This window comes from Bacillus sp. FSL W8-1202, from assembly GCF_038006165.1.
Lineage (GTDB): Bacteria > Bacillota > Bacilli > Bacillales > Bacillaceae > Bacillus > Bacillus subtilis.
Window position 1 is genome coordinate 902,114 of record NZ_JBBOUR010000001.1, and the last position, 20,247, is coordinate 922,360.

15 protein-coding genes and 4 pseudogenes are annotated in these 20,247 nt (G+C 45.1%); 5 read left to right on the forward strand and 14 right to left on the reverse strand.

Annotated features, from left to right (window positions below; all coding sequences use genetic code 11):
• Positions 1-85: 85 nt before the first annotated feature.
• Positions 86-517, reverse strand: coding sequence for a very short patch repair endonuclease (locus NSQ09_RS04590; RefSeq protein WP_341030607.1), 432 nt, complete (start codon positions 515-517; stop codon positions 86-88).
• Positions 518-670: 153 nt separating this feature from the next.
• Between NSQ09_RS04590 and NSQ09_RS04595 the strand changes: the two genes are divergently transcribed.
• Positions 671-1,777, forward strand: a complete 1,107-nt coding sequence (locus NSQ09_RS04595; protein WP_341030608.1) for a DNA cytosine methyltransferase — start codon at positions 671-673, stop codon at positions 1,775-1,777.
• Positions 1,778-1,860: 83 nt separating this feature from the next.
• Here NSQ09_RS04595 and NSQ09_RS04600 read toward each other — a convergent pair whose 3' ends face one another.
• The 3 genes and pseudogenes from NSQ09_RS04600 to abnB form a co-directional block, all read right to left on the reverse strand.
• Positions 1,861-3,861 carry a Z1 domain-containing protein gene (locus tag NSQ09_RS04600; RefSeq protein WP_041334044.1) on the reverse strand — a complete coding sequence of 667 codons (2,001 nt, stop codon included), beginning with the start codon at positions 3,859-3,861 and terminating at the stop codon, positions 1,861-1,863.
• 11 nt (positions 3,862-3,872) lie between these two features.
• On the reverse strand, positions 3,873-4,832 hold the full coding sequence (locus tag NSQ09_RS04605) for a restriction endonuclease PLD domain-containing protein (protein WP_341030609.1): 960 nt from the start codon (positions 4,830-4,832) through the stop codon (positions 3,873-3,875).
• A 123-nt stretch (positions 4,833-4,955) separates the two neighbouring features.
• Positions 4,956-6,321: pseudogene (abnB, locus tag NSQ09_RS04610) on the reverse strand (arabinan endo-1,5-alpha-L-arabinosidase AbnB).
• A 16-nt stretch (positions 6,322-6,337) separates the two neighbouring features.
• On the opposite strand from abnB, the pseudogene hutU reads away from it, so the two are divergent.
• The 4 genes and pseudogenes from hutU to NSQ09_RS04630 form a co-directional block, all read left to right on the forward strand.
• Positions 6,338-7,726: pseudogene (hutU, locus tag NSQ09_RS04615) on the forward strand (urocanate hydratase); the annotation flags it as partial.
• A gap of 12 nt (positions 7,727-7,738) precedes the next feature.
• Entirely contained in the window at positions 7,739-9,004 is a 1,266-nt protein-coding gene (gene hutI / locus NSQ09_RS04620; RefSeq protein WP_048655064.1) for an imidazolonepropionase, read from the forward strand.
• Positions 8,997-9,632: pseudogene (hutG, locus tag NSQ09_RS04625) on the forward strand (formimidoylglutamase); the annotation flags it as partial. The gene hutI and the pseudogene hutG, both read left to right, overlap by 8 nt.
• A gap of 1 nt (position 9,633) precedes the next feature.
• A pseudogene (locus NSQ09_RS04630) lies at positions 9,634-9,741 on the forward strand (hypothetical protein); the annotation flags it as partial.
• Between the two features lie 40 nt (positions 9,742-9,781).
• On the opposite strand, the gene NSQ09_RS04635 reads toward NSQ09_RS04630, so the two are convergent.
• The 10 genes from NSQ09_RS04635 to NSQ09_RS04680 form a co-directional block, all read right to left on the reverse strand.
• A complete protein-coding gene (locus NSQ09_RS04635; RefSeq protein ID WP_003227132.1) occupies positions 9,782-11,083 on the reverse strand; it encodes a pyrimidine-nucleoside phosphorylase in 1,302 nt (433 codons plus the stop codon).
• A gap of 29 nt (positions 11,084-11,112) precedes the next feature.
• Positions 11,113-12,294 carry a nucleoside permease NupC gene (nupC, locus tag NSQ09_RS04640; RefSeq protein WP_003244143.1) on the reverse strand — a complete coding sequence of 394 codons (1,182 nt, stop codon included), beginning with the start codon at positions 12,292-12,294 and terminating at the stop codon, positions 11,113-11,115.
• An 80-nt stretch (positions 12,295-12,374) separates the two neighbouring features.
• Entirely contained in the window at positions 12,375-13,046 is a 672-nt protein-coding gene (deoC, locus tag NSQ09_RS04645; RefSeq protein WP_003227127.1) for a deoxyribose-phosphate aldolase, read from the reverse strand.
• Positions 13,047-13,151: 105 nt separating this feature from the next.
• Complete coding sequence (gene deoR / locus NSQ09_RS04650) at positions 13,152-14,093, reverse strand: DNA-binding transcriptional repressor DeoR (RefSeq protein WP_003227124.1); 942 nt, start codon at positions 14,091-14,093, stop codon at positions 13,152-13,154.
• Between the two features lie 133 nt (positions 14,094-14,226).
• On the reverse strand, positions 14,227-15,054 hold the full coding sequence (locus NSQ09_RS04655; protein WP_015385093.1) for a DUF1206 domain-containing protein: 828 nt from the start codon (positions 15,052-15,054) through the stop codon (positions 14,227-14,229).
• Positions 15,055-15,126: 72 nt separating this feature from the next.
• Positions 15,127-16,239, reverse strand: a complete 1,113-nt coding sequence (eutH, locus tag NSQ09_RS04660) for an ethanolamine utilization protein EutH (protein ID WP_216995648.1) — start codon at positions 16,237-16,239, stop codon at positions 15,127-15,129.
• A 69-nt stretch (positions 16,240-16,308) separates the two neighbouring features.
• Positions 16,309-17,646 carry an MmgE/PrpD family protein gene (locus NSQ09_RS04665; RefSeq protein ID WP_086344509.1) on the reverse strand — a complete coding sequence of 446 codons (1,338 nt, stop codon included), beginning with the start codon at positions 17,644-17,646 and terminating at the stop codon, positions 16,309-16,311.
• On the reverse strand, positions 17,643-18,785 hold the full coding sequence (gene sndB / locus NSQ09_RS04670) for an N-acetyl-sulfur-metabolite deacetylase SndB (protein ID WP_144453117.1): 1,143 nt from the start codon (positions 18,783-18,785) through the stop codon (positions 17,643-17,645). Before sndB ends, NSQ09_RS04665 begins: the two co-directional genes overlap by 4 nt.
• A gap of 16 nt (positions 18,786-18,801) precedes the next feature.
• On the reverse strand, positions 18,802-19,551 hold the full coding sequence (locus NSQ09_RS04675) for an amino acid ABC transporter ATP-binding protein (protein ID WP_014481395.1): 750 nt from the start codon (positions 19,549-19,551) through the stop codon (positions 18,802-18,804).
• A gap of 12 nt (positions 19,552-19,563) precedes the next feature.
• The gene (locus NSQ09_RS04680) at positions 19,564-20,238 is read right to left on the reverse strand and encodes an amino acid ABC transporter permease (RefSeq protein ID WP_003227111.1); all 675 of its coding nucleotides are present in this window, start codon (positions 20,236-20,238) and stop codon (positions 19,564-19,566) included.
• Positions 20,239-20,247: the final 9 nt, after the last annotated feature.

Sequence of the window (20,247 nt, forward strand, 5' to 3'; positions counted from 1 at the left end):
TCTATCTAAATTTCGAGGGGGAAAATGTTATTTCAATGGGAATTAATTTAAGAGAAACAATTTAAAACCTGGATAACTAATCCTCTTAGTGTCTTTTAGAGAATTCATCTTTTGTTTCTTTTATAAACTTTTCAATTTTATCTATTGCCATGTTAAAATCTTTCTTAAATTCATGCTCCCATATCCTTAAGATATTCCATCCTTTCTCTTTGTAATAAGACGTTACTTCACTGTCCCTAACTTTATTGCGTTTTAGTTTTGCCTCCCAATATTCTTTATTGCTCTTTGGCATATTTCCATGAATGTCACAACCATGCCAAAAACAAGAATCTATAAAGACCACTATTTTATATTTTTTTATTGCAATATCAGGTTTTCCGAAGAGAGATTTTACATTCCTTCTAAAACGCATTCCTCTTCTCCATAATTCAGCAGTTGCTTTAGCTTCTAACTTAGATTGTGATTTTATAGCCTGCATGTTTTTTCTTCTTTGTTCTTTTGTATGTTTATCAGCCATTAAATCATCCCTTTCAACTTTTGAATATTCATTTTTCCGTTTAATTTCACTTAAATCTTTTAAAAAGGTAAAAACAAACGTTCCCCTTGCTGCAAAAAAATATGTTATAGTTTATAATATGTATTACTTAGATTAATTAATGGAGGTTTTTATATGATCTTCCGTAAAGGAGAGCTTTTTAGCGGACCCGGAGGACTTGCTTTAGGTTTAACAAGCGCGTGTATTGTTGATGATTCTGGTAATGAATATAAAATCAAACACGAATGGTCTAATGATTATGATGAATCAGCTTGTAAAACATACAGACGTAATATTTGCCAGAACATAGATGACTCGAGTGTAATTGAAGGTCCTGTTCAGGAACTTGACATTGAAAGCCTCCCGCCAATAGATGCTTTAGCGTTTGGATTTCCTTGCAATGATTACAGTGTAGTAGGTGAGCACAAAGGGATGAGCGGTGATTATGGTCCGCTTTATTCTTATGGTGTTAAAGTTCTTAATTATCATAACCCTAAATTTTTTATTGCTGAAAATGTAGGCGGACTTCAAAGTGCAAATGAGGGAAAAGCGTTTATACAAATATTAAAAGAACTGGCCTCTGCAGGACTTGGCTATCATTTAACACCTCATTTATATAAGTTTGAAGAATATGGTGTTCCTCAAAAAAGACACCGAATCATAATAGTTGGTATTAGAAAAGATCAGGACTTAGTATTTAAAGTGCCTGCACCTATTACACCAGATAAATACGTAACTGCAAATGAGGCTCTTAATAACCCTCCAATTCTAGATTTTACAGAGAATCATGAACTAACAAAACATAATCCTAAAACAATTGAAATGTTAAACTATATTCCTCCCGGCAAAAATGCTTGGTATGAAGGAATTCCTGAAGAGTTGCGGCTAAAGGTCAAAGGGGCGCGAATGAGTCAGATTTATAAAAGGCTCCATCCAGATGAACCTTCTTACACCGTAACTGGCAGCGGAGGTGGGGGAACTCATGTTTATCACTGGAATGAACCAAGAGCATTAACTAATAGAGAACGTGCTCGCCTTCAAACCTTTCCGGATCATTTTGTTTTTGAAGGAAAAAAAGAAAAAGTAAGACAGCAAATTGGAATGGCTGTCCCTCCTAAAGCAGCTAAAATTATTGCGGAAGCTGTTTTAAAAACCTTTGCAGGTATTGAATATCCCTTTGTCAAACCTAAATGGACATTTGATGAGTTAGTCCATGAAGGAAAAGTACCTTACACTGTCTAAGCTTATTAAAAGCTTGTAGAAGTTTTACTTCTACAAGCTTTTTTGATAGGATTAGCAACTTCCTCCTATACAACTTTTAAAAGTTAACTAAACATTTCATTCGCGGAAAACATAAAATATGTATTTCCATCAGGAAATCTTAGATTTGGAACCCATAACGGCTTGTTATCAGTCCAGCCCTTATCTAAAGAACCAGTATATTTATACATTATCAACGTAGGACCATCTGGGTTATACAATTGATTATCATCTGAAGATAACATTGACCTTGCATACTTTTGTATATCTCTATTTCTTCGTACAGCAAGATAACCACGATTATTATACATATTTTTCATATTTTTCAAACATGCTAATACAGCCTCATCATCCCAGCTGCCTCCTTCAAAATTCTCTGATTTAGTTAGATTTATAATCTCAATCAGAGTCTGAATCGGCACCATAGTTAGTCCCTGATCACTCTTGTAACTTGCTAATAGTTGATCTAATAAACTAACATTACTCACTAATGGATTTCTAGGAAAATACCGTTTTCCTGACATATAAAAAAGTACTGAATCCAAATAAACAACGTTTGATCTTGTCGGTTTAATTATAGAATGTTTTGTTCTTGATAAAACTAATGCCTGCAAGTCATTCGGATTAGATTTATCAATTACTTCTCGAAGCCTTTTTTCTGAAAGATAAACCTCCTTAAAAATGTCTGAAATTGAATGAGATGTATAAAACCTCAAAGCGCCCAAATCTTTTTGTCTATAACCGTACATCCTTGCATGTTGAAGAATAGTGTCAACCTTGGGAGCTTGGCTTGTACGCCCATAATAGGTTACTAGCAACCTTTTAATCGTTACTCCTCGTCCTAGCTTATTTCCACCTATCAATATATTAAATGGAGCACTGTAGTTTGGTCTTTTAAAATGACTTCCAGATATAATTAATTGTGATTGTGTACTAGTAATATTATCTGCAATTTCGCTTATAACTGATTCAAAAGAAGGTACTCGACTATTAGTCTGAGATAAGTCACGGTAAGCTTCATTCAAATATGTATAAACAATATCTCGTTCTTCCTCACGATTTTCCTCATGTAAAGCTATAGATAAACTCGTAATAAAACCATTAATTATAGCTTCAAGTCTTTTATGATCATCCTGTTTATGACTGACATGGCATAAGAATGTATAATTTGTTTCCTCTTCATTACATATTTTCATAGCAGCCCCTACAAAAAAGGTGCACAGTGCCTGTCTCAAGCCAGTGGGAATTGCCAAACCTCCTGTGTAAAAGGACAGATTGGAATTTTCATTCATTATGTCATCTATTTCTGTATCTGCAAATGACTTCATAGCAAATGATTCGTCCTCAAAAAAAACTTCTCCTCCTACATAACCTACTCCCGGATCAAATTTTTCAATAAAATCTGGACGAAAAGCTTTATTAGCACCTTGTAAAAAGAGAGCTTGAGGGGTAGCCGTAACCTGTACGTACACATGTTTTGGAAAATAATCTCTTAACTTAACTATAGAAGCACTTACTTCACTTAACTTACTTTGCATATCACTGTTTGCAAATGTATTTAGACTAGCTTGGTCAGCTTCATCATCAAATATTATTGCTCTGGTAGAAGTCGAAATATACTGTTCAATAAACTCTTGCATTTTGGGCAAGATCAATTTATTCTTGGTTGTGACCAATACTATCCCACTATGCTGAAGAGCTGTACGGATTCTGGTTGTCATTGATTCAATTCCCCAGGAGTCCTTACCAAGTGTTAACAATCCAGGTAATGCTTCTTGTATACGTTCAAGTGTCTGATCATATAACCAAAGATTATCAGAAGTTAATACTATAAATAATCGGTGCCCATTATCAGCTGCTTTTGCGATTGTCATTAGCATATTGTTAGTTTTACCGCTTTGAACCTGGCCAAAAAGCAATCCTTGACGAGTTTCATCATAAGGTTTCCCTATTTTTATATTCATTTTCTCTGCAGTTGTCATTATTCTATCTATTTCTTCTTGTGGCAAATCCCTTTTAAGGACCCGATTGAATTTTTTCACCTTACTAATACCTGATTGAATCATTTACAGTCTCCTCAGCTAAAATCCATAAAATACGTTTCATTATTTATTTTATAAATAGTTACATAGTGTCTACCATACATATCTAAATCTTCAATACTTACAAAACCTCCCAATGGGACACCAAGGCGATTTCTAAAATATTTACCCAAAATACTATTATCTCTACATGTCTCAAGAGCCTTATTATCATCTTGAGCTACCACACAAATAAAACTCTCTCCATCATCAGTAATAACTGTAAATTCTATCTTCTTATCTGGAAAGAAGTCTGTTTTTCTCACTTCTTTAGGTACAGGTATGTATGCTTGATTTAATTCTCTTCCTGGTCTTTGTCCCCAATTCAAACCCGACTTTTCATGAATTTTTCTTCTGTTATTATTTACGGTTAACGGAAAATTAAAATGGCAATAACCTTTTTCTTTTACTAAGTTACCCAGTGCAGAACCATCAATATTTGAATTGTTAGAATTTGATTGATATGTGAATTTCATAGTTTTTTCAAGACTTGGTTGATCAAACGGTACATAATCTTTTAAATTAGAAAATATGTTTATCACTTGCGAAGGATTAACACTAGCCATTGTTTCACTATAATTAGAGTATCCATTTCTTGTGAAATTAGCAGATCCTACAAAAGCTGATTCAGAAATAAATAAACCTTCCTGTTCCCACAAAACTATCTTAGAGTGTACAGGTTTATTGCCATTATGATAATTCACAGTCAGTCGCTTTGTATCATCTGCCATCTTCAAATATTCTTTGTGGTCCCAAATAGTTATTGGCTGGACTTTTGTCATGCCTATAAATAACTCAATTTCTACTTCATTAAGAGTATAAAGTACATGATGTAAAAAAGAAGGAGAAGCATAAGCAGTAATAATTTTCAACTTTCTCCTTCCTTCATTGTAAGGATTAAGTATTATGTTATTAAATAAATTGCTATTAAATACAGAAATAGCGCTGACCTCCAATCAATATTTTTATACAAAATAGAATCTTAAGTATCATAGATTTTTAACAAAATATGCTTTTCACTTATTATATATTGTTTAAACTAGTAGAGTCTAGAATTTTCACACCTTTATTTGAAAAAATCAGTTCACTCCCCAAACAGCCTCACCGCTGCCATTCAACACACTAAACGTCATGACGTTCTTCTCTCTCACCGAATCCCACTGGCGTAAAAATACCCCGTTATACGTCTTGCCCGCTAACGTGATGTCGGCTGTATTTTTTCCGGTTTTCTTCCATGTTCCGGTCATTTCCCCGGAAATGGTGTGGTTTTTGTTGAGCTGGATGTTGATGGTTTGTTTGATGTCGGCTGAGATGTCTTTTCCGTGCTGGATAAGTTTGTATGTTCCTGTGATGTCTTTTTGTTTTACTTCTTTCAATGTTTCGCCCGCATAACGATATGGTGCTGCTACCGGCCAGCCGTCTTTGTTCATGAACAATTGGTGGACTCTGACTTCGTGTTCTTCACCCCTGCCCGGGAAGCGGGTGTGGAAGATTAAATAGGAACGCCCGGTTTTCTCGTCATAATATGCGGAGTTGTGGCCTGGTGAGACGTACCCGGTGCCTTTTTCATTTTCTGTTTCAAAAGTGTAGCTGCCCATGAGTTTGACGCCGTATGGTTCGATGGAACGGTCGTCGAAGAATGTGCCTCCCTTGCCGCGGACGTCGAGCATTGGATTGCCTTCTGCATCATAGTAAGGGCCGTCCGGTTTCTTGGAGCGGGCCACACGGATGTTGTAGCCGCCTGTTGCATCGAGACTGCCATATGATAGGTATAAGTAGTAGTATTGGGTGTCTGGATTGTAGAGAACATACGGGCCTTCGATTCTGCTGTGGTTGCCGCCGAGCAGTTTTTTCCCGTATCCCTGTCCAGGAAGCGGGAAGCCCGTTTTCGGATTCATTTCAAGTATGAAAATGCCGCCTGAGTATGATCCGTACACCATCCATAGCTTGCCGTCTTTATCAAAGAAGGTATGCGGGTCGACGACATTCGGGTGTTTGGTTGCGTCATACGGTGTTCCATCGTTGCTTGTGCCTTCCATTCCTGATTTCAAAAAGATGCCTTTGTTTTTGTATGGGCCTTCGACATTGTCAGCAACAAGCAACACCCATGGCGGACCTAGGCGAGTCGCCGCGGCAGGCGTTGTAGTACATGTAGTATTTGCCGTCCGCCAGCTGCGTGACGTCAGCCGCCCAAAGAGTATCGGATTGCGCCCATTCGAAGGTTTCTTTTAATTCTTTATAGACATTCGGGATAAGTGGGTTGTCGTTGCTTACGCTGGTGGTCAGCTGCTGCCATTGCATGAGGTCATTTGTTTTTGCGGAAGCGAGATGAGATCCAAAAACATAAAAGGTGCCGTTTGTTTCAATGATGGAAGGGTCATGGACGCTGACTTCTTTAAATATAGGTTTTTGTGCATAGACGTAGTTTGGGAGGGTGAAGGCCATGATAAGAGCTGCAAGAAACCCGCAGGCCCCGCGCGTGCTCCTAGCAAATTCTGTTCTTGTTCCGAAGTGGGCAGACTGGGAGCATTTCCACGAACTTGAGAAAAAAGGGTTAATGATGTACGGACAGATGACGGCTGGCAGCTGGATTTACATTGGCTCACAAGGCATATTGCAAGGAACCTATGAAACCTTCGCTGAGCTGGCGCGACAGCACTTTGGGGGCAGCTTAAAAGGAACGTTGACGCTGACAGCGGGTCTCGGCGGAATGGGAGGCGCACAGCCGCTGTCTGTCACGATGAATGAAGGCGTCGTTATTGCCGTCGAGGTTGACGAGAAACGCATCGACAAGCGGATCGAACCAAAATACTGCGATCGAAAAACAGCATCGATTGAGGAAGCCTTAGCTTGGGCTGAAGAGGCAAAGCTGGCAGGAAAACCTTTGTCCATTGCGCTTCTCGGAAACGCGGCTGAGGTGCATCACACACTTTTGAACCGAGGCGTCAAAATTGATATTGTGACAGATCAGACATCAGCCCATGACCCTTTAATCGGTTATGTTCCCGAAGGCTACTCCCTTGATGAAGCTGACCGTTTGCGTCAAGACAATCCAGAGCTTTACGTGCGCCTTGCGAAGCAAAGCATGAAAAAACATGTCGAAGCCATGCTGGCCTTTCAGCAAAAGGGCTCTATTGTATTTGACTACGGCAACAATATCCGGCAAGTCGCAAAGGATGAAGGGCTGGAGAATGCCTTCGATTTTCCGGGTTTTGTCCCTGCCTACATCCGCCCCTTATTCTGTGAAGGAAAAGGGCCGTTCCGCTGGGCGGCGCTTTCCGGAGATCCGGCAGATATTTACCGTACGGATGCGTTATTAAAAGAGCTGTTTCCGACAAATAAAGCCCTTCACCGCTGGATTGATATGGCACAGGAAAAAGTCACCTTCCAAGGCTTGCCGTCCCGTATCTGCTGGCTTGGATATGGAGAACGAAAAAAGATGGGCCTCGCCATTAACGAGCTGGTTAGAAGCGGGGAGCTAAAAGCGCCTGTCGTTATTGGGAGAGATCATTTGGACTGCGGGTCTGTCGCCTCTCCAAACCGGGAGACAGAAGCGATGAAGGACGGAAGTGACGCTGTTGGTGACTGGGCTGTGCTAAATGCGCTTGTCAACACGGCGGCGGGTGCAAGCTGGGTTTCCTTCCACCATGGCGGCGGTGTCGGAATGGGCTATTCCCTGCATGCCGGCATGGTTGCAGTGGCCGATGGAAGTGAGCTGGCTGACGAGCGGCTCGCGCGGGTCTTAACGAGCGACCCAGGAATGGGCATTATCCGTCATGCGGATGCGGGTTATGAACGTGCCGCTGAAGTAGCGAAGGAACAGGACATTATCGTGCCGATGCAAAAATAAAGGAGTGATGACATGCCAAAGCAAATTGATACGATTCTCATCAACATCGGTCAGCTTTTGACGATGGAAAGCAGCGGTCCGCGGGCAGGCAAAAGCATGCAGGATCTTCATGTGATCGAAGACGCTGTTGTCGGCATCCATGAACAGAAAATTGTGTTCGCCGGACAAAAAGGGGCTGAAGCCGGTTACGAGGCAGACGAAATCATTGACTGTTCGGGACGCCTTGTAACGCCTGGCCTCGTTGATCCGCACACCCATCTTGTATTTGGCGGATCTCGTGAAAAGGAGATGAACCTTAAGCTTCAGGGCATTTCATATTTGGATATTCTGGCGCAGGGCGGCGGGATTCTGTCTACAGTCAAGGATACCAGGGCGGCTTCAGAAGAAGAGCTGCTGCAAAAAGCCCATTTTCATCTGCAAAGAATGCTGTCCTACGGCACAACCACAGCAGAAGTGAAAAGCGGCTACGGCTTGGAAAAAGAGACAGAGCTCAAACAGTTGCGTGTCGCAAAGAAACTGCATGAAAGCCAGCCTGTTGACCTTGTTTCCACATTTATGGGAGCCCATGCGATTCCTCCCGAATATCAAAACGATCCAGATGAATTTCTGGATCAAATGCTTTCCCTTTTGCCGGAAATCAAAGAGCAGGAGCTCGCCAGCTTTGCTGATATTTTTACAGAAACAGGCGTTTTTACAGTCAGCCAATCCCGCCGTTATTTACAAAAAGCAGCTGAGGCAGGCTTCGGATTAAAAATACACGCAGATGAAATCGATCCGCTTGGAGGTGCTGAATTAGCAGGTGAGCTAAAGGCCGTCTCAGCCGACCATTTGGTAGGTGCATCGGACGAAGGCATAAAGAAATTGGCTGAGGCAAGAACGATCGCCGTCCTCTTGCCGGGCACGACATTTTATCTTGGCAAAAGCACATACGCCAGGGCTAGAGCTATGATTGATGAAGGTGTATGTGTCAGCTTGGCAACGGATTTTAATCCTGGCAGCTCGCCGACTGAAAATATCCAGCTGATTATGTCCATTGCCGCGCTTCATCTGAAGATGACTGCAGAAGAAATATGGCACGCGGTCACAGTCAATGCCGCATACGGCATAGGGAAAGGAGAAGAAGCCGGTCAGCTCAAAGTCGGCCGCTCAGCTGATCTAGTCATTTGGCAAGCCTCGAACTATATGTATATTCCGTATCACTACGGGGTCAATCATGTACATCAAGTCATGAAAAACGGAACAATTGTTGTCAACAAGGAGGGAGCCATTCTTGGATAAGTACCCTTTTCTCAGAGAGGCCGGATCTTCGTTTAAAGACCGGGATGTCACAAAAATGAGCGACCTGATCGCAACATGGGACGGCCAGGACATTAAGGGACCGGCGTTGATAGGTGTCCCCCTATCAAAATCCTCCATCAGTCATTCAGGCGCTTCCTTTGCACCCGGAACAATACGCCAGGCTCTGAAACATTCATCAGCCTATTCTGCTGAGCTTGGAGAGCACGTCGTATCAGAGCTTCTATATGATCTGGGGGATATCGATATTCATGTCACTGATATCGTAAAGTCACATCATCACATTTTCCAAACCATGCACGCTCTGCTTTCGGATCATCCGGATTGGGTGCCGCTCATACTTGGGGGAGATAACTCTATCAGCTACTCCACCATAAAAGCGATAGCACAAACGAAAGGAACGACAGCGGTGATTCAATTTGATGCCCATCACGATGTACGCAATACGGAGGACGGGGGGCCGACAAACGGCACCCCCTTCCGCCGCCTTTTGGATGAAGAGATCATTGAAGGTCAACATTTGATCCAGCTGGGTATCAGAGAATTCAGCAACAGCCAGGCCTATGAAGCATATGCAAAAAAACATAGCGTGAACATTCACACGATGGAGCGGAGTTCCTTGTATCATCCTTTGCTATCTGATCTACCATTTCAAAAGAAGTGTTACAAAAGCGAAAAAAATCAGCCAAGAGGAATATCAGGCTGATCACATCCTTTAATCAAAAAAGCACACCCCACTCAGGATGGGATGTGCTTTTTTTATTCAGTAATCAACGTATGAATCAGCTTCGGCGCCTTCGCTTCCGCGGCGATGCGGATGTTGTCATAGACTTTTGCGATGACTTCATCAACATTTTCGCGGTTGGCGTAAAGTGTCACGAGCGGTTCGCCTTTTTCTACTTTGTCGCCGACCTTTTTGCGGAGCATGATGCCGACGGCTAAATCGATCTCATCTTCTTTTGTGGCGCGACCGGCACCTAACAGCATCGCCGCGACGCCGATTTCGTCCGCAACGATTTCAGAGACGACACCCGCTTCTTTGGCAGGCACATCAATTTGATATGCGGCTTGCGGAAGCTTAGACGGATCGTCAACAATTGAGCTGTCGCCGCCTTGGTTTTTCAGGAAATCCTTGAATTTCTCAAGTGCTTTGCCGTTTTTCATGACTTCTTCCAGCTTCGCTCTCGCTTCGTCCAATGTATCGGCTTTTTTCGCAAGCACAACCATCTGGCTGCCGAGCGTTAAGACAAGCTCATGAAGATCCTCGGGTCCCTCGCCTTTGAGCGTGTCGATCGCTTCTTTGACTTCAAGCGCATTTCCGATCGCAAAGCCGAGTGGCTGGGACATGTCTGAAATGACAGCCATTGTTTGACGGCCGACGTTATTTCCGATGCGTACCATCGCTTTGGCAAGTTCAGCTGCGTCTTCTTCTGTTTTCATGAAGGCGCCCGCTCCCGTTTTTACGTCAAGCACGATGGCGTCCGCCCCGGCAGCGATTTTTTTGCTCATAATCGAGCTTGCAATGAGCGGAATGGAATTGACCGTTCCCGTTACATCACGAAGCGCGTACAGTTTTTTATCAGCCGGCGTTAAATTGCCGCTTTGGCCGATGACCGCAACCTTGTCGCGGTTCACAAGTTTAATAAATTCATCCTTCGTCAGTTCCACGTGGAAGCCGTCGATTGCCTCTAACTTATCAATCGTGCCGCCCGTATGGCCGAGGCCGCGGCCGGACATTTTGGCAACCGGCACGTCAAGAGCCGCAACAAGCGGAGCGAGAACGAGTGTTGTCGTGTCGCCGACGCCGCCGGTGGAGTGTTTATCCACTTTAATTCCTTCAATGGCAGAAAGATCAATCGTTTCACCGGAGTTCACCATAGCCATCGTCAAGTCCGCGCGTTCACGGTCACTCATATCCTGGAAGAAAATCGCCATAGCAAGCGCGCTTGCCTGATAATCAGGAATGCTTCCGTCTGTGTAGCCGTTCACGAAAAATTGAATTTCTTCAGTGGTGAGTTCTTTTCCGTTTTGTTTTTTGATGATGATATCTACCATTCTCATGTTTGGTCACCGATCCTTTTCGATTAAGTTCAGTAAATCAAGCCCACAATTGCTGCTGATAAAAAGCTGACAAGCGTAGCACCGTATAATAATTTCAAGCCGAAACGAGCGACGACATTTCCTTGCTTTTCATTCAGTCCTTTTACGGCACCGGCAATGATTCCGATTGAGGAGAAGTTCGCAAATGACACAAGGAATACCGATACGATCGCTGTTGTACGGCCGCTGAAATGGAAACCGTTTTGCGTAAGCGACGTCATGGCGACAAATTCATTCGATACCATTTTTGTTGCCATAATGCTTCCAGCATTAACAGCTTCATTCCATGGGATACCGACAAGAAAAGCGAATGGAGCAAACACATATCCAAGAATGCCTTGGAACGAAATACCGAATACTGCATTAAAAATGCCATTGATCAAGGCGATAATCGCGACAAATCCAATCAGCATCGCAGCGACGACAACCGCTACTTTGAAACCGTCAAGGATGTATTCTCCGAGCACTTCGAAGAAGGATTGTTTTTCTTCTTCCTCAACACGAAGCATATCCTCTTCTTTTGCAACCTCGTACGGATTAATAATAGAAGCAATTATGAAACCGCCAAATAAGTTCAAGACCAGCGCTGTTACAACATATTCCGGTTTCAGCATTGTCATATACGCGCCGACAATCGACATTGATACAGTTGACATCGCAGATGCGCAAAGCGTGTACAAGCGCTGCTGATTTAAAAGACCGAGTTCTTTCTTCAAGGAGATAAATACTTCTGACTGCCCTAAAATCGCAGAAGCCACTGCGTTATACGATTCCAATCTTCCCATACCGTTTACCTTGCTGAGGGCAAGGCCGATATATCTAATAATAAACGGGAGGACTTTCCACTTTTGCAGAATCCCGATCAGAGCGGAAATAAACACGATTGGCAAGAGAACATTCATAAAGAATGTCGTTTGGTCCGCATTCACCAAGCCGCCAAACACAAAGTTAATTCCCTCTGCCGCGTATTCAAGCAGGTAACCGAAACCTTTTGCAAATCCTCCCACGAGGAAATTCCCTATCCCGGTATTGAGGAGAATGTAGCCAAGAATAAATTGCAAAATGAGCATAACAACAATTGGGCGGATCTTAATTCTTTTTTTGCCGCTGCTCGCGATCCACGCGAGGCCTAAAAACACGATTAAACCGATAATCCCAATCAAATACTTCATATGTGTTTCTCCTTTATTTGTATTCGCTTACAATCACTGTTTCCTCAGAAAACGGAAAGCAGTCTGCCTTCCGTCAGCTCTTAATAGTTGTCTCCTCCTGATGCATTTTCTCCTTTTACGATAGAAACGCCTGCGCTGGCGCCAATTCGGCTTGCTCCGGCCTCTACCATTGTGTCTACATCTTCTTTCGTTCTGACGCCGCCAGATGCTTTCACGCCGATATCAGGTCCTACTGTTTTGCGCATTAAGGCGATATCTTCCTTCGTTGCGCCGCCTGTAGAAAAGCCTGTTGATGTTTTTACGAAATCCGCTCCCGCAGACACCGCTAAACGGCATGCACGTTCTTTTTCTTCATCAGTCAGAAGGCACGTTTCGATAATGACTTTGACAAGCGCTTTTCCGGCTGCAGCTTCCACTACACCGCGGATATCAGCTTCCACCACATCGTCTTCCTTGTCTTTTAAAGCGGCAATATTAATGACCATATCCACTTCAGTGGCGCCTTTTGAAATGGCGTCTTTTGTTTCGAACGCTTTTGTTTCAGTTGTATTGGCACCGAGCGGGAAGCCGATGACCGTACAAACGTCGACTCCAGTTCCCTTAAGCTCTTTTGCAGCAAGCTCCACCCATGTCGGATTGACACATACTGAAGCAAATTTGTATGTTTTCGCTTCTTCAATTAGTTTTAGAATGTCCGCTTTTTGTGTATGCGGTTTCAAAGCTGTATGATCAATTATGTTGGCTAATGACATCCTTCGCACACTTCCTTTTTTGTTAAGATATTTTTTAGCATAACCGACTTTTGAACATATGTAAATTGGTAATTGAAATTTTGTTCAACGAAAGGTTTGAGCGTGTCACAAATCATTAACAAGCGCCCTCGCGGTATGCTGGTCAATGATTAAAACGTTGGCATATTTTCCGGTTAATGCTCCGTGAATGGAAGATACTTTTCTGCTTCCGCCGGCAACTAAAATGGAGCGTTCCTTCAGTCTAAGGTCTTGAAGCTCAACACCGATGGTCCGGTCATTGATGGCGCTGCTGCAAATATTCCCTTTCGCATCAAAAAAGCGTGAACAAATATCCCCGACGGCCTGTTTTTTCAGCAGGGCTTTCTCTTCTTCGTTAAAATATCCGAGCCGGAACAACAGCGCTTCGTCACGGACAGTCCCCACCGTAAAAAGAGCGATATTCGCCTGCTTTCCCATCTCGATGATCCGCTCAATATGACGGTCTTTCTCCACCATTCGCTTCACATCCGCATTATCAAACACGACGGGAAGTGGGAGATAGCGCGGCATCGTTTGAAAAGCCTCCGCAAACAGCTGAATCGTTTCAGCCGAATACGTGTTTACCCGGGAATGGCTGATGCCGCCTTTTAGCTGGACGACCTCGACGCCTTTTACCTGCTTCGGCTGCATGTTTTGCGCGATTTGATACATGGTGGTTCCCCAGCTGACGCCGACAATGTCGCCGTCTTTTACCGTTTCATGCATATATTCTGCACCATAGCGGCTTAGGTCATGTGTAATTCCTGCATAATCGGGTGTCGGGGAAAACACAACATGCGCCTCGAGGAGACCGTATTTCTCTTCAAGTATGGAACCGAGCGCATCCAAATCCTCAAAAGGGTCCATGACGCGAATCTGGACATACCCTTTTTCCTTTGCATATTGCAGCAGCCGGGAAACGGTTGGCCTTGAAATGTTGAGCTGCTCAGCAATTTGCTGCTGACTGTAGTCAGACTGATAGTAAAGCCTTGCCGCTTCTATGCTTAATTGTTGTTTTTCCCGATCCATTCCGCACCTCCCTGTGGATCAGTCCTGATAAAACTGCTTTTGATTTGCTTTTATTATACAGGCTGGCGCCGGCTTTCATCCACCTGATTTCTAAGAAACTGAAAAACGCTCTGGGCGCGGACCTGCCCAGAGCTTACTTCTCCCAGGTCATATGCTGATAAATGCCTTTCATAATGGCGTACATTCCATATAGGATCAGGCCTAATGCCAATATAGACAGAATCAATTTGCCATGCGGCTGCTGCGCGAGTTCGGCGAGCGCGCCGTCAAAGCCTCTTGTGTCGTCAGGATCAGCGGTCATGGCTGTCTTGATGAGAAAATAGCCGATGGCTGAGAAAATAATGGCGCGGGCGATATTGCCTGCGCGCCCGGTGTTTTTCGTGATGCATATCATCTGTTTGTTCATTTTTGATGTATCGAATTCTTTCATAAAAGCAGCCCGAACGCCTTTCATAAATTGAACAATCGCAAATACGATAAAACCCGCACCCGTAAGCCCTGTGAGCCATTGGCCGAACGGCTGCGCCAATACATAAGCGGACCACGTCTGTTCTGAAGTGCCGCCGTCCCCTTGGCCAAACACAAATCGCAAGGCATTCCAAGCGATGGATGTGTAAACAGCGGCACTGAAAAAGTTTCCTATTCTCCGTGACAGGCCTCGCCTGCTGTTTCCGTGCCCCTCCGTGTCCTTGATCGCGCTTAACACCATCCAGATCACATAGCCGATAAGGCCGATGCCTATTAAAAAAAGCAATAGTGACCCATACGGCATGCGTGATAGCGTTTGGAGAGCTCCGCTCGAATCTTTCGCGCGGCCTGCCCCGGCAGCCGTCATAAAGGCCAAAACCCCAAGCAGAATAAAAACGCCGCCGAATGCAAAATAACCAAGCCTCCCGAATCGTTTGATCCAAGGCTTGGTTTCCTGTTTTATTTTTGACATGTACCGGTCTTTCACCGCCATGTGTTCAACCCTCTTTCACAGAAATCTTTACTGTAACATTCCCGATTGGACAAAGTTGAAACAGCTTCTGCCTCAGCTATGGCCGGCTGAGATACGTTTTTGCTGTTTAGCTGATTGTGCAGGTGTCATCCAAGCAGCCGCTGCGGCAGCTGTGACTCCGCCTGCTAATTTCCCAATGATCATGGCCGCCGCCATTTCTTTTTTCATTCCAGCCACAAAACCGAGATGGCTGCCGAGTACAAAGGCGCCGCTGACCGCAAACGCGACATTGATGACCTTTCCTCTCGGCGTCATATCCTTTAATGAAGCCAGCATTGGGATATGGTGCGCCAAAGAGGTCACCAAGCCTGCTGTTGCTGTCTCATCTAAATGAAGGTGTTTCCCCAGGGCCTGAAGCGGTTTTTTAAAGGTTTTTGTAATAAAAGCCGTCATTGGAAACGCCCCTGCCAGGGCAATGGCGATGGTCCCTGTCGTTTGTATCCCTGTCTCGACATTCTCCATTCCCGGAATCAGCACAATACCGGTCATCGTTTCAACAGAAACAGCTGCAAGCCCGATAATCGCAACCACACTGACCGCTTTCCCGAAGAGATGAAACAACCGAATCATACTGTCGGTATACCGCCATAATCCAAAAGCGATCACAGCAGATAACAGACTCGGGATCAGAAGGTTTTTACCTATCATGCCGATGTCAAAGCCCGCGCATAATCCGCCGATGAAACAACCGATCGGCACTGTGCACAGCCCGATTAATATACCTTTCGCAAAATACGGATGATCCTCTATTTCGATGATGCCAAGAGCGACGGGAATCGTGAAGACGATTGCCGGTCCCATCATTGTTCCTAAAAACACCCATGAAAACAGCCCGGCCTGCGGATCTTTCGCCATTTCTCCAGCCAGCGCATATCCTCCCATATCAATCGCCAAAATGGTGTTCGCAAAGGAAGAAGGGTCCGCGCCAATCGCTGTGTAAAACGGAGCAACAATGGGAATCAGGATTGCTGCCAGCACGGGCGCCAGCGACACAATTCCGATCATGGACAGCGCCAGCGGCCCCATAGCCTTAAAGCCGTCCGCAAACCGCTCGCCTAGCCCCCATCTGTTTCCCAAACAATAATCCGCCGCTCCCCATAGTAAAAAGGCAGCCAAAATGAATACAACCGCGTCATTCACCGTCATGGTTTTCTCCTTTTTCAAACGTATGATTGGTTTTATCATATCATCTGAAATCACCGAATAGAGTTGATCTTATTCAATATGAGCTAAAAATTCTTTTATATCGGCTTTTTCAACGGCTGTTATGATGCTCCGCGCTTTTTCTTGCGGGACCGTTAATGTCAATTTTTCTATTATGTCTTCTTCAGACAGCTTATTTCCTGGCGCCCCTTTTGGGCAGTCCACACGCGCTTCGCAAATCCGGCCGTCTGATAAATAGGCCCGGACAATCGTGAAACGGCCTTTTGGAACGGCATGGGGAGCCGGCTGAGTAGCATTGTCATATACGCGCTGAATATGCCCTATTGTCGTTTGAATGCCGTTTGGGATCGGCTGGCTGTTGAAATGTTCAACGGTCAGGTCGTGTCCATGCAAAGCAAGAGCAATCACATATTCAACGCTGAAACGGCCTTCCTCTCCAGTTTTCGGAGATCTTTCCGTCAATGCAGCATCTCCGCCTGGCGGAAAAATCACTTCAATACGTTCGGTATTGGCAGCAGAAATGGTTTCTTCGGAGATAAGCTGTCGTACCGCATCTGCAGCATGGTGTGCCGCGGAACAAAATGGATAGATTTTAAACCATAGACCCGGCTGCACAATTCTCCACGGTGCCCCCCAATCGTTTAGCAAAGTATGTTGTGCTTTTTCAACGTCACCGTACAGACTGAAGAAACCAGTTTCTCCATCAAGTGCCGTGCGGGACCCGCCAAATTCTGATTGGGCCAGCTTAACGGCCAGCAAGCCAGCCTGAGCAGCCAGACCGGCGTGCAGCGGTTTCATTTCTGTTCCAAATTGCACCCTCATCCCAGCAGATTGCGTAGCCGCAAAACCAATCGCTTTTTCCAGCTTTTCCTGAGTCAGCTCCTCAGCATAACCTACGGCGCAGGCAGCAGCGATGGCACCAAGCGTACCTGTATTATGCCAGCCCTTCTCATAGTGGCGGCTGCCAATTGATTCTCCCAGCCGTGCCATCACTTCAACACCAACAACATAAGCGCCAAGAAGCCGCTCGTCATGTCCGCGAGCGGCAGAAGCAATAAGGGCCGGTACGATGACTGCACTGGGGTGTCCTCTTACATCGGAGTGGACATCATCAAAATCCAATGCATGGGCGATAAATCCATTGAGCATCGCGGATTGTAATGGCGCGGCCTTTTTGCCCTGTCCGATAACAGGAACAAGGGGCCGGCCTCCTTCATCCTCTATCAGACGGAGGAGCTTTTGAATTCCTTTATCTTCTCTTCCTGCGAATGAAGCGGCAGTAAAATCAAGTAATCCTTTTTTTGCTTCGTGAATCGCGTCAACTGAATGCTCAGGTTGTGACGTTCTCACAGCCTCTGCAAGACCTGCTGTCAGCCCTTGTTTGCTCATTTGATGGTCTCCAATACAATAACCGCCAGCTCCGCAAAGTATTGAGAGGCAACCGTAAGGGCTTCTTCATCCAGTGTAAAGGCCGGATGATGCCACTCCTCCGTCCCGTTCGTTCCCATCCAGACAAAAAATCCCGGAATCTTCTCTTGATACAGAGCGAAGTCTTCTCCGCCCGGAGACTGCTCAGCGTGAACGGTTTGATAGCCAAGCCGTGCCGCAGCTTCGGATGCCGCATTCAAAAATGTGCCGTCATTCTGAACGGAAGGCAAATAAGGAAACCACTTGAATTCTGCTTGTGCCCCATAGCCCGCTGCAATTCCTTCAGCCACTCGTCTCATATGCTCCGGAACAGCCTGCCTCGCTTCTTTTTGAAAGGTTCGAACCGTCCCCTCCATTTCAGCTTGGTCTGGAATCACGTTCCACGACGTGCCCGCCTGTACTCTTGTGATACTGACGACTGCGTTTTGCAGTGAGCTGATATTGCGGCTGACCACAGATTGCAGCCCGCTGATGATTTGCCCGGCTGCAGCGATTGGATCAATACTGTTATTCGGGATGCCGGCGTGTCCGCCTTTCCCTTTGATGACGATTTCAAACCGGTCAACACTTGCCATGAGCGGACCTTCCTTTACACCAATGGTCCCGACAGGCAGATCCGGCTTATTGTGCATGCCGAAAATCGCAGAAACGTCATTAAGTACGCCAGCTTCTAGAACCTTTCTTGCTCCTGCGGCAATTTCTTCGGCCGGCTGAAAGATAAAGCGGACTGTACCTTTCAGCTCGGCCTTTCTTTGATTCAGCAAAATCGCTGTGCCAATAATAGAAGCAGTATGAAAATCGTGTCCGCACGCATGCATTGTGCCATCAACCTTAGATGCAAACGGGAGATTCGTCTGTTCTTGGATCGGGAGCGCGTCAATGTCCGCTCGTATTGCTATCACGGGGCCGTCTTCCCGTCCTTTGATTTCTGCAATCACGCCAGTCTCCAATTGAGGAACATCAAGTATTTCGATTTGCTCCTCCTCAAGCCAGCGGCGGATTTTTTTCGTCGTTTCAATCTCTTGAAATGACAGCTCAGGATGTTCATGAAGATCACGCCGCATATTGATTAAACGGGTATGAAACGCTTTGTCGGCCATTGTTCTTCTCCCCTTCTTATATAAGCTCTGCAGGCTCTCCCACCTGCTTGATAAATCGTTTCGTCCGTTCGTTTTTCGGATGGTCAAACAGTTCTTTTGGCGTTCCCTGCTCGATAATATGGCCGTCTGCCATAAAAATCACTTTATCAGCGACCTCTTTTGCAAACGCCATTTCGTGTGTAACAATGATCATCGTTGTTTGCTTTTCCGCAATGGACTTGATGACCTGAAGCACCCCTGTGACGAGCTCAGGGTCAAGCGCTGACGTTGGTTCATCCAGCAAAATCGCGTGCGGATTGACCGCAAGCGCCCGCGCGATGCCGATTCGCTGCTGCTGGCCGCCGGACATTGTGATCGGATAGCTGTCAGCCTTATGCTCCAGACCGACTTGTTTCAGAATCTCCATTCCAATACGTTTCGCTTCGTCGCGTGGTTTATGTTGAGCCACGATTAAAGCTTCTGTAATGTTTTGCAGAGCCGTTTTATTTTTAAACAGATTGTAGTTTTGAAAGACCATGGCCGTTTGCTGGCGAAGCCGATATGCTTCCTTGCGTGTAAACTTTTCCGCGTTCAGTTTGGCTTCTCCGATTTCAATAAGTCCTTGATCCGGACGCTCTAATAAATTTAAGCACCGGAGAAGCGTTGACTTTCCGGAACCTGACGGACCGATGATTGCCACCACTTCTCCGCGTTTCACTTCTAGATCGATTCCGTCGAGCACGACGAGATCTTTAAACGCTTTGCGAATATTTTTTACTGTTATCAACTGATTTCACCTCTAAGTCCGGTATGGCTTGCTCATGGCACGTTCAAACAAGTCCTGCAACATGCTGTAGATCATGGTAAGAACCCAATAGACGATCGCAACCGCCAAGTACGTCTCAAAATATTTGAGGTTTCCTGAAGCGTACATCTTCCCTTGGGCGAACATCTCCATGACCCCTAATGTAAAGGCCAGTGACGTTTCTTTCAGGAGCCCGATAAATGTATTGCCCGTTGCCGGAATCGCATTTCGGATCGCTTGCGGCAAAATAATCCGTCTGTATGCCTGAAATTTTGTCATACCGACAGACAGGCACGCCTCCAGCTGCCCGTCATCAACAGAATTGAGGGCGGCCCGGAAGATTTCTGCCAAATATGCTGCATTTTTTAAGCTTAACCCGATGATGGCAGCTGTGAGAGCTGTCATTTTGCTCATCTCTGGAAACAGCTGCGGCAGCCCGTAATAGATTAAGAACAGCTGCACCAGTGTCGGCACGCCTCGGAAAAAGGATATATACAGCTTTGACAGCTGATGAAGCACTGGAATTTTGTTCTTTGTAATGAGTGCGAGAATAAGTCCTCCGATAATGGCAAAAATCATAGCCGCTATGGCCATAAACAACGTGATCGGAAGGGCCTGAATTAAAGTCGGGAACGCTGATATCATGAATTCCCAATCAATCGTGTTCATTCTGGTGAG

Bases quoted from the DNA above. Each gene is read 5' to 3' on its own strand.
- NSQ09_RS04590 (WP_341030607.1), bottom strand. From the start codon at position 517: ATGGCTGATAAACATACAAAAGAACAAAGAAGAAAAAACATGCAGGCT.
- NSQ09_RS04595 (WP_341030608.1), top strand. From the start codon at position 671: ATGATCTTCCGTAAAGGAGAGCTTTTTAGCGGACCCGGAGGACTTGCT.
- NSQ09_RS04600 (WP_041334044.1), bottom strand. From the start codon at position 3,861: ATGATTCAATCAGGTATTAGTAAGGTGAAAAAATTCAATCGGGTCCTT.
- hutI (WP_048655064.1), top strand. From the start codon at position 7,739: ATGCCAAAGCAAATTGATACGATTCTCATCAACATCGGTCAGCTTTTG.
- NSQ09_RS04635 (WP_003227132.1), bottom strand. From the start codon at position 11,083: ATGAGAATGGTAGATATCATCATCAAAAAACAAAACGGAAAAGAACTC.
- nupC (WP_003244143.1), bottom strand. From the start codon at position 12,294: ATGAAGTATTTGATTGGGATTATCGGTTTAATCGTGTTTTTAGGCCTC.
- deoC (WP_003227127.1), bottom strand. From the start codon at position 13,046: ATGTCATTAGCCAACATAATTGATCATACAGCTTTGAAACCGCATACA.
- deoR (WP_003227124.1), bottom strand. From the start codon at position 14,093: ATGGATCGGGAAAAACAACAATTAAGCATAGAAGCGGCAAGGCTTTAC.
- NSQ09_RS04655 (WP_015385093.1), bottom strand. From the start codon at position 15,054: ATGGCGGTGAAAGACCGGTACATGTCAAAAATAAAACAGGAAACCAAG.
- eutH (WP_216995648.1), bottom strand. From the start codon at position 16,239: ATGACGGTGAATGACGCGGTTGTATTCATTTTGGCTGCCTTTTTACTA.
- NSQ09_RS04665 (WP_086344509.1), bottom strand. From the start codon at position 17,646: ATGAGCAAACAAGGGCTGACAGCAGGTCTTGCAGAGGCTGTGAGAACG.
- sndB (WP_144453117.1), bottom strand. From the start codon at position 18,785: ATGGCCGACAAAGCGTTTCATACCCGTTTAATCAATATGCGGCGTGAT.
- NSQ09_RS04680 (WP_003227111.1), bottom strand. From the start codon at position 20,238: ATGAACACGATTGATTGGGAATTCATGATATCAGCGTTCCCGACTTTA.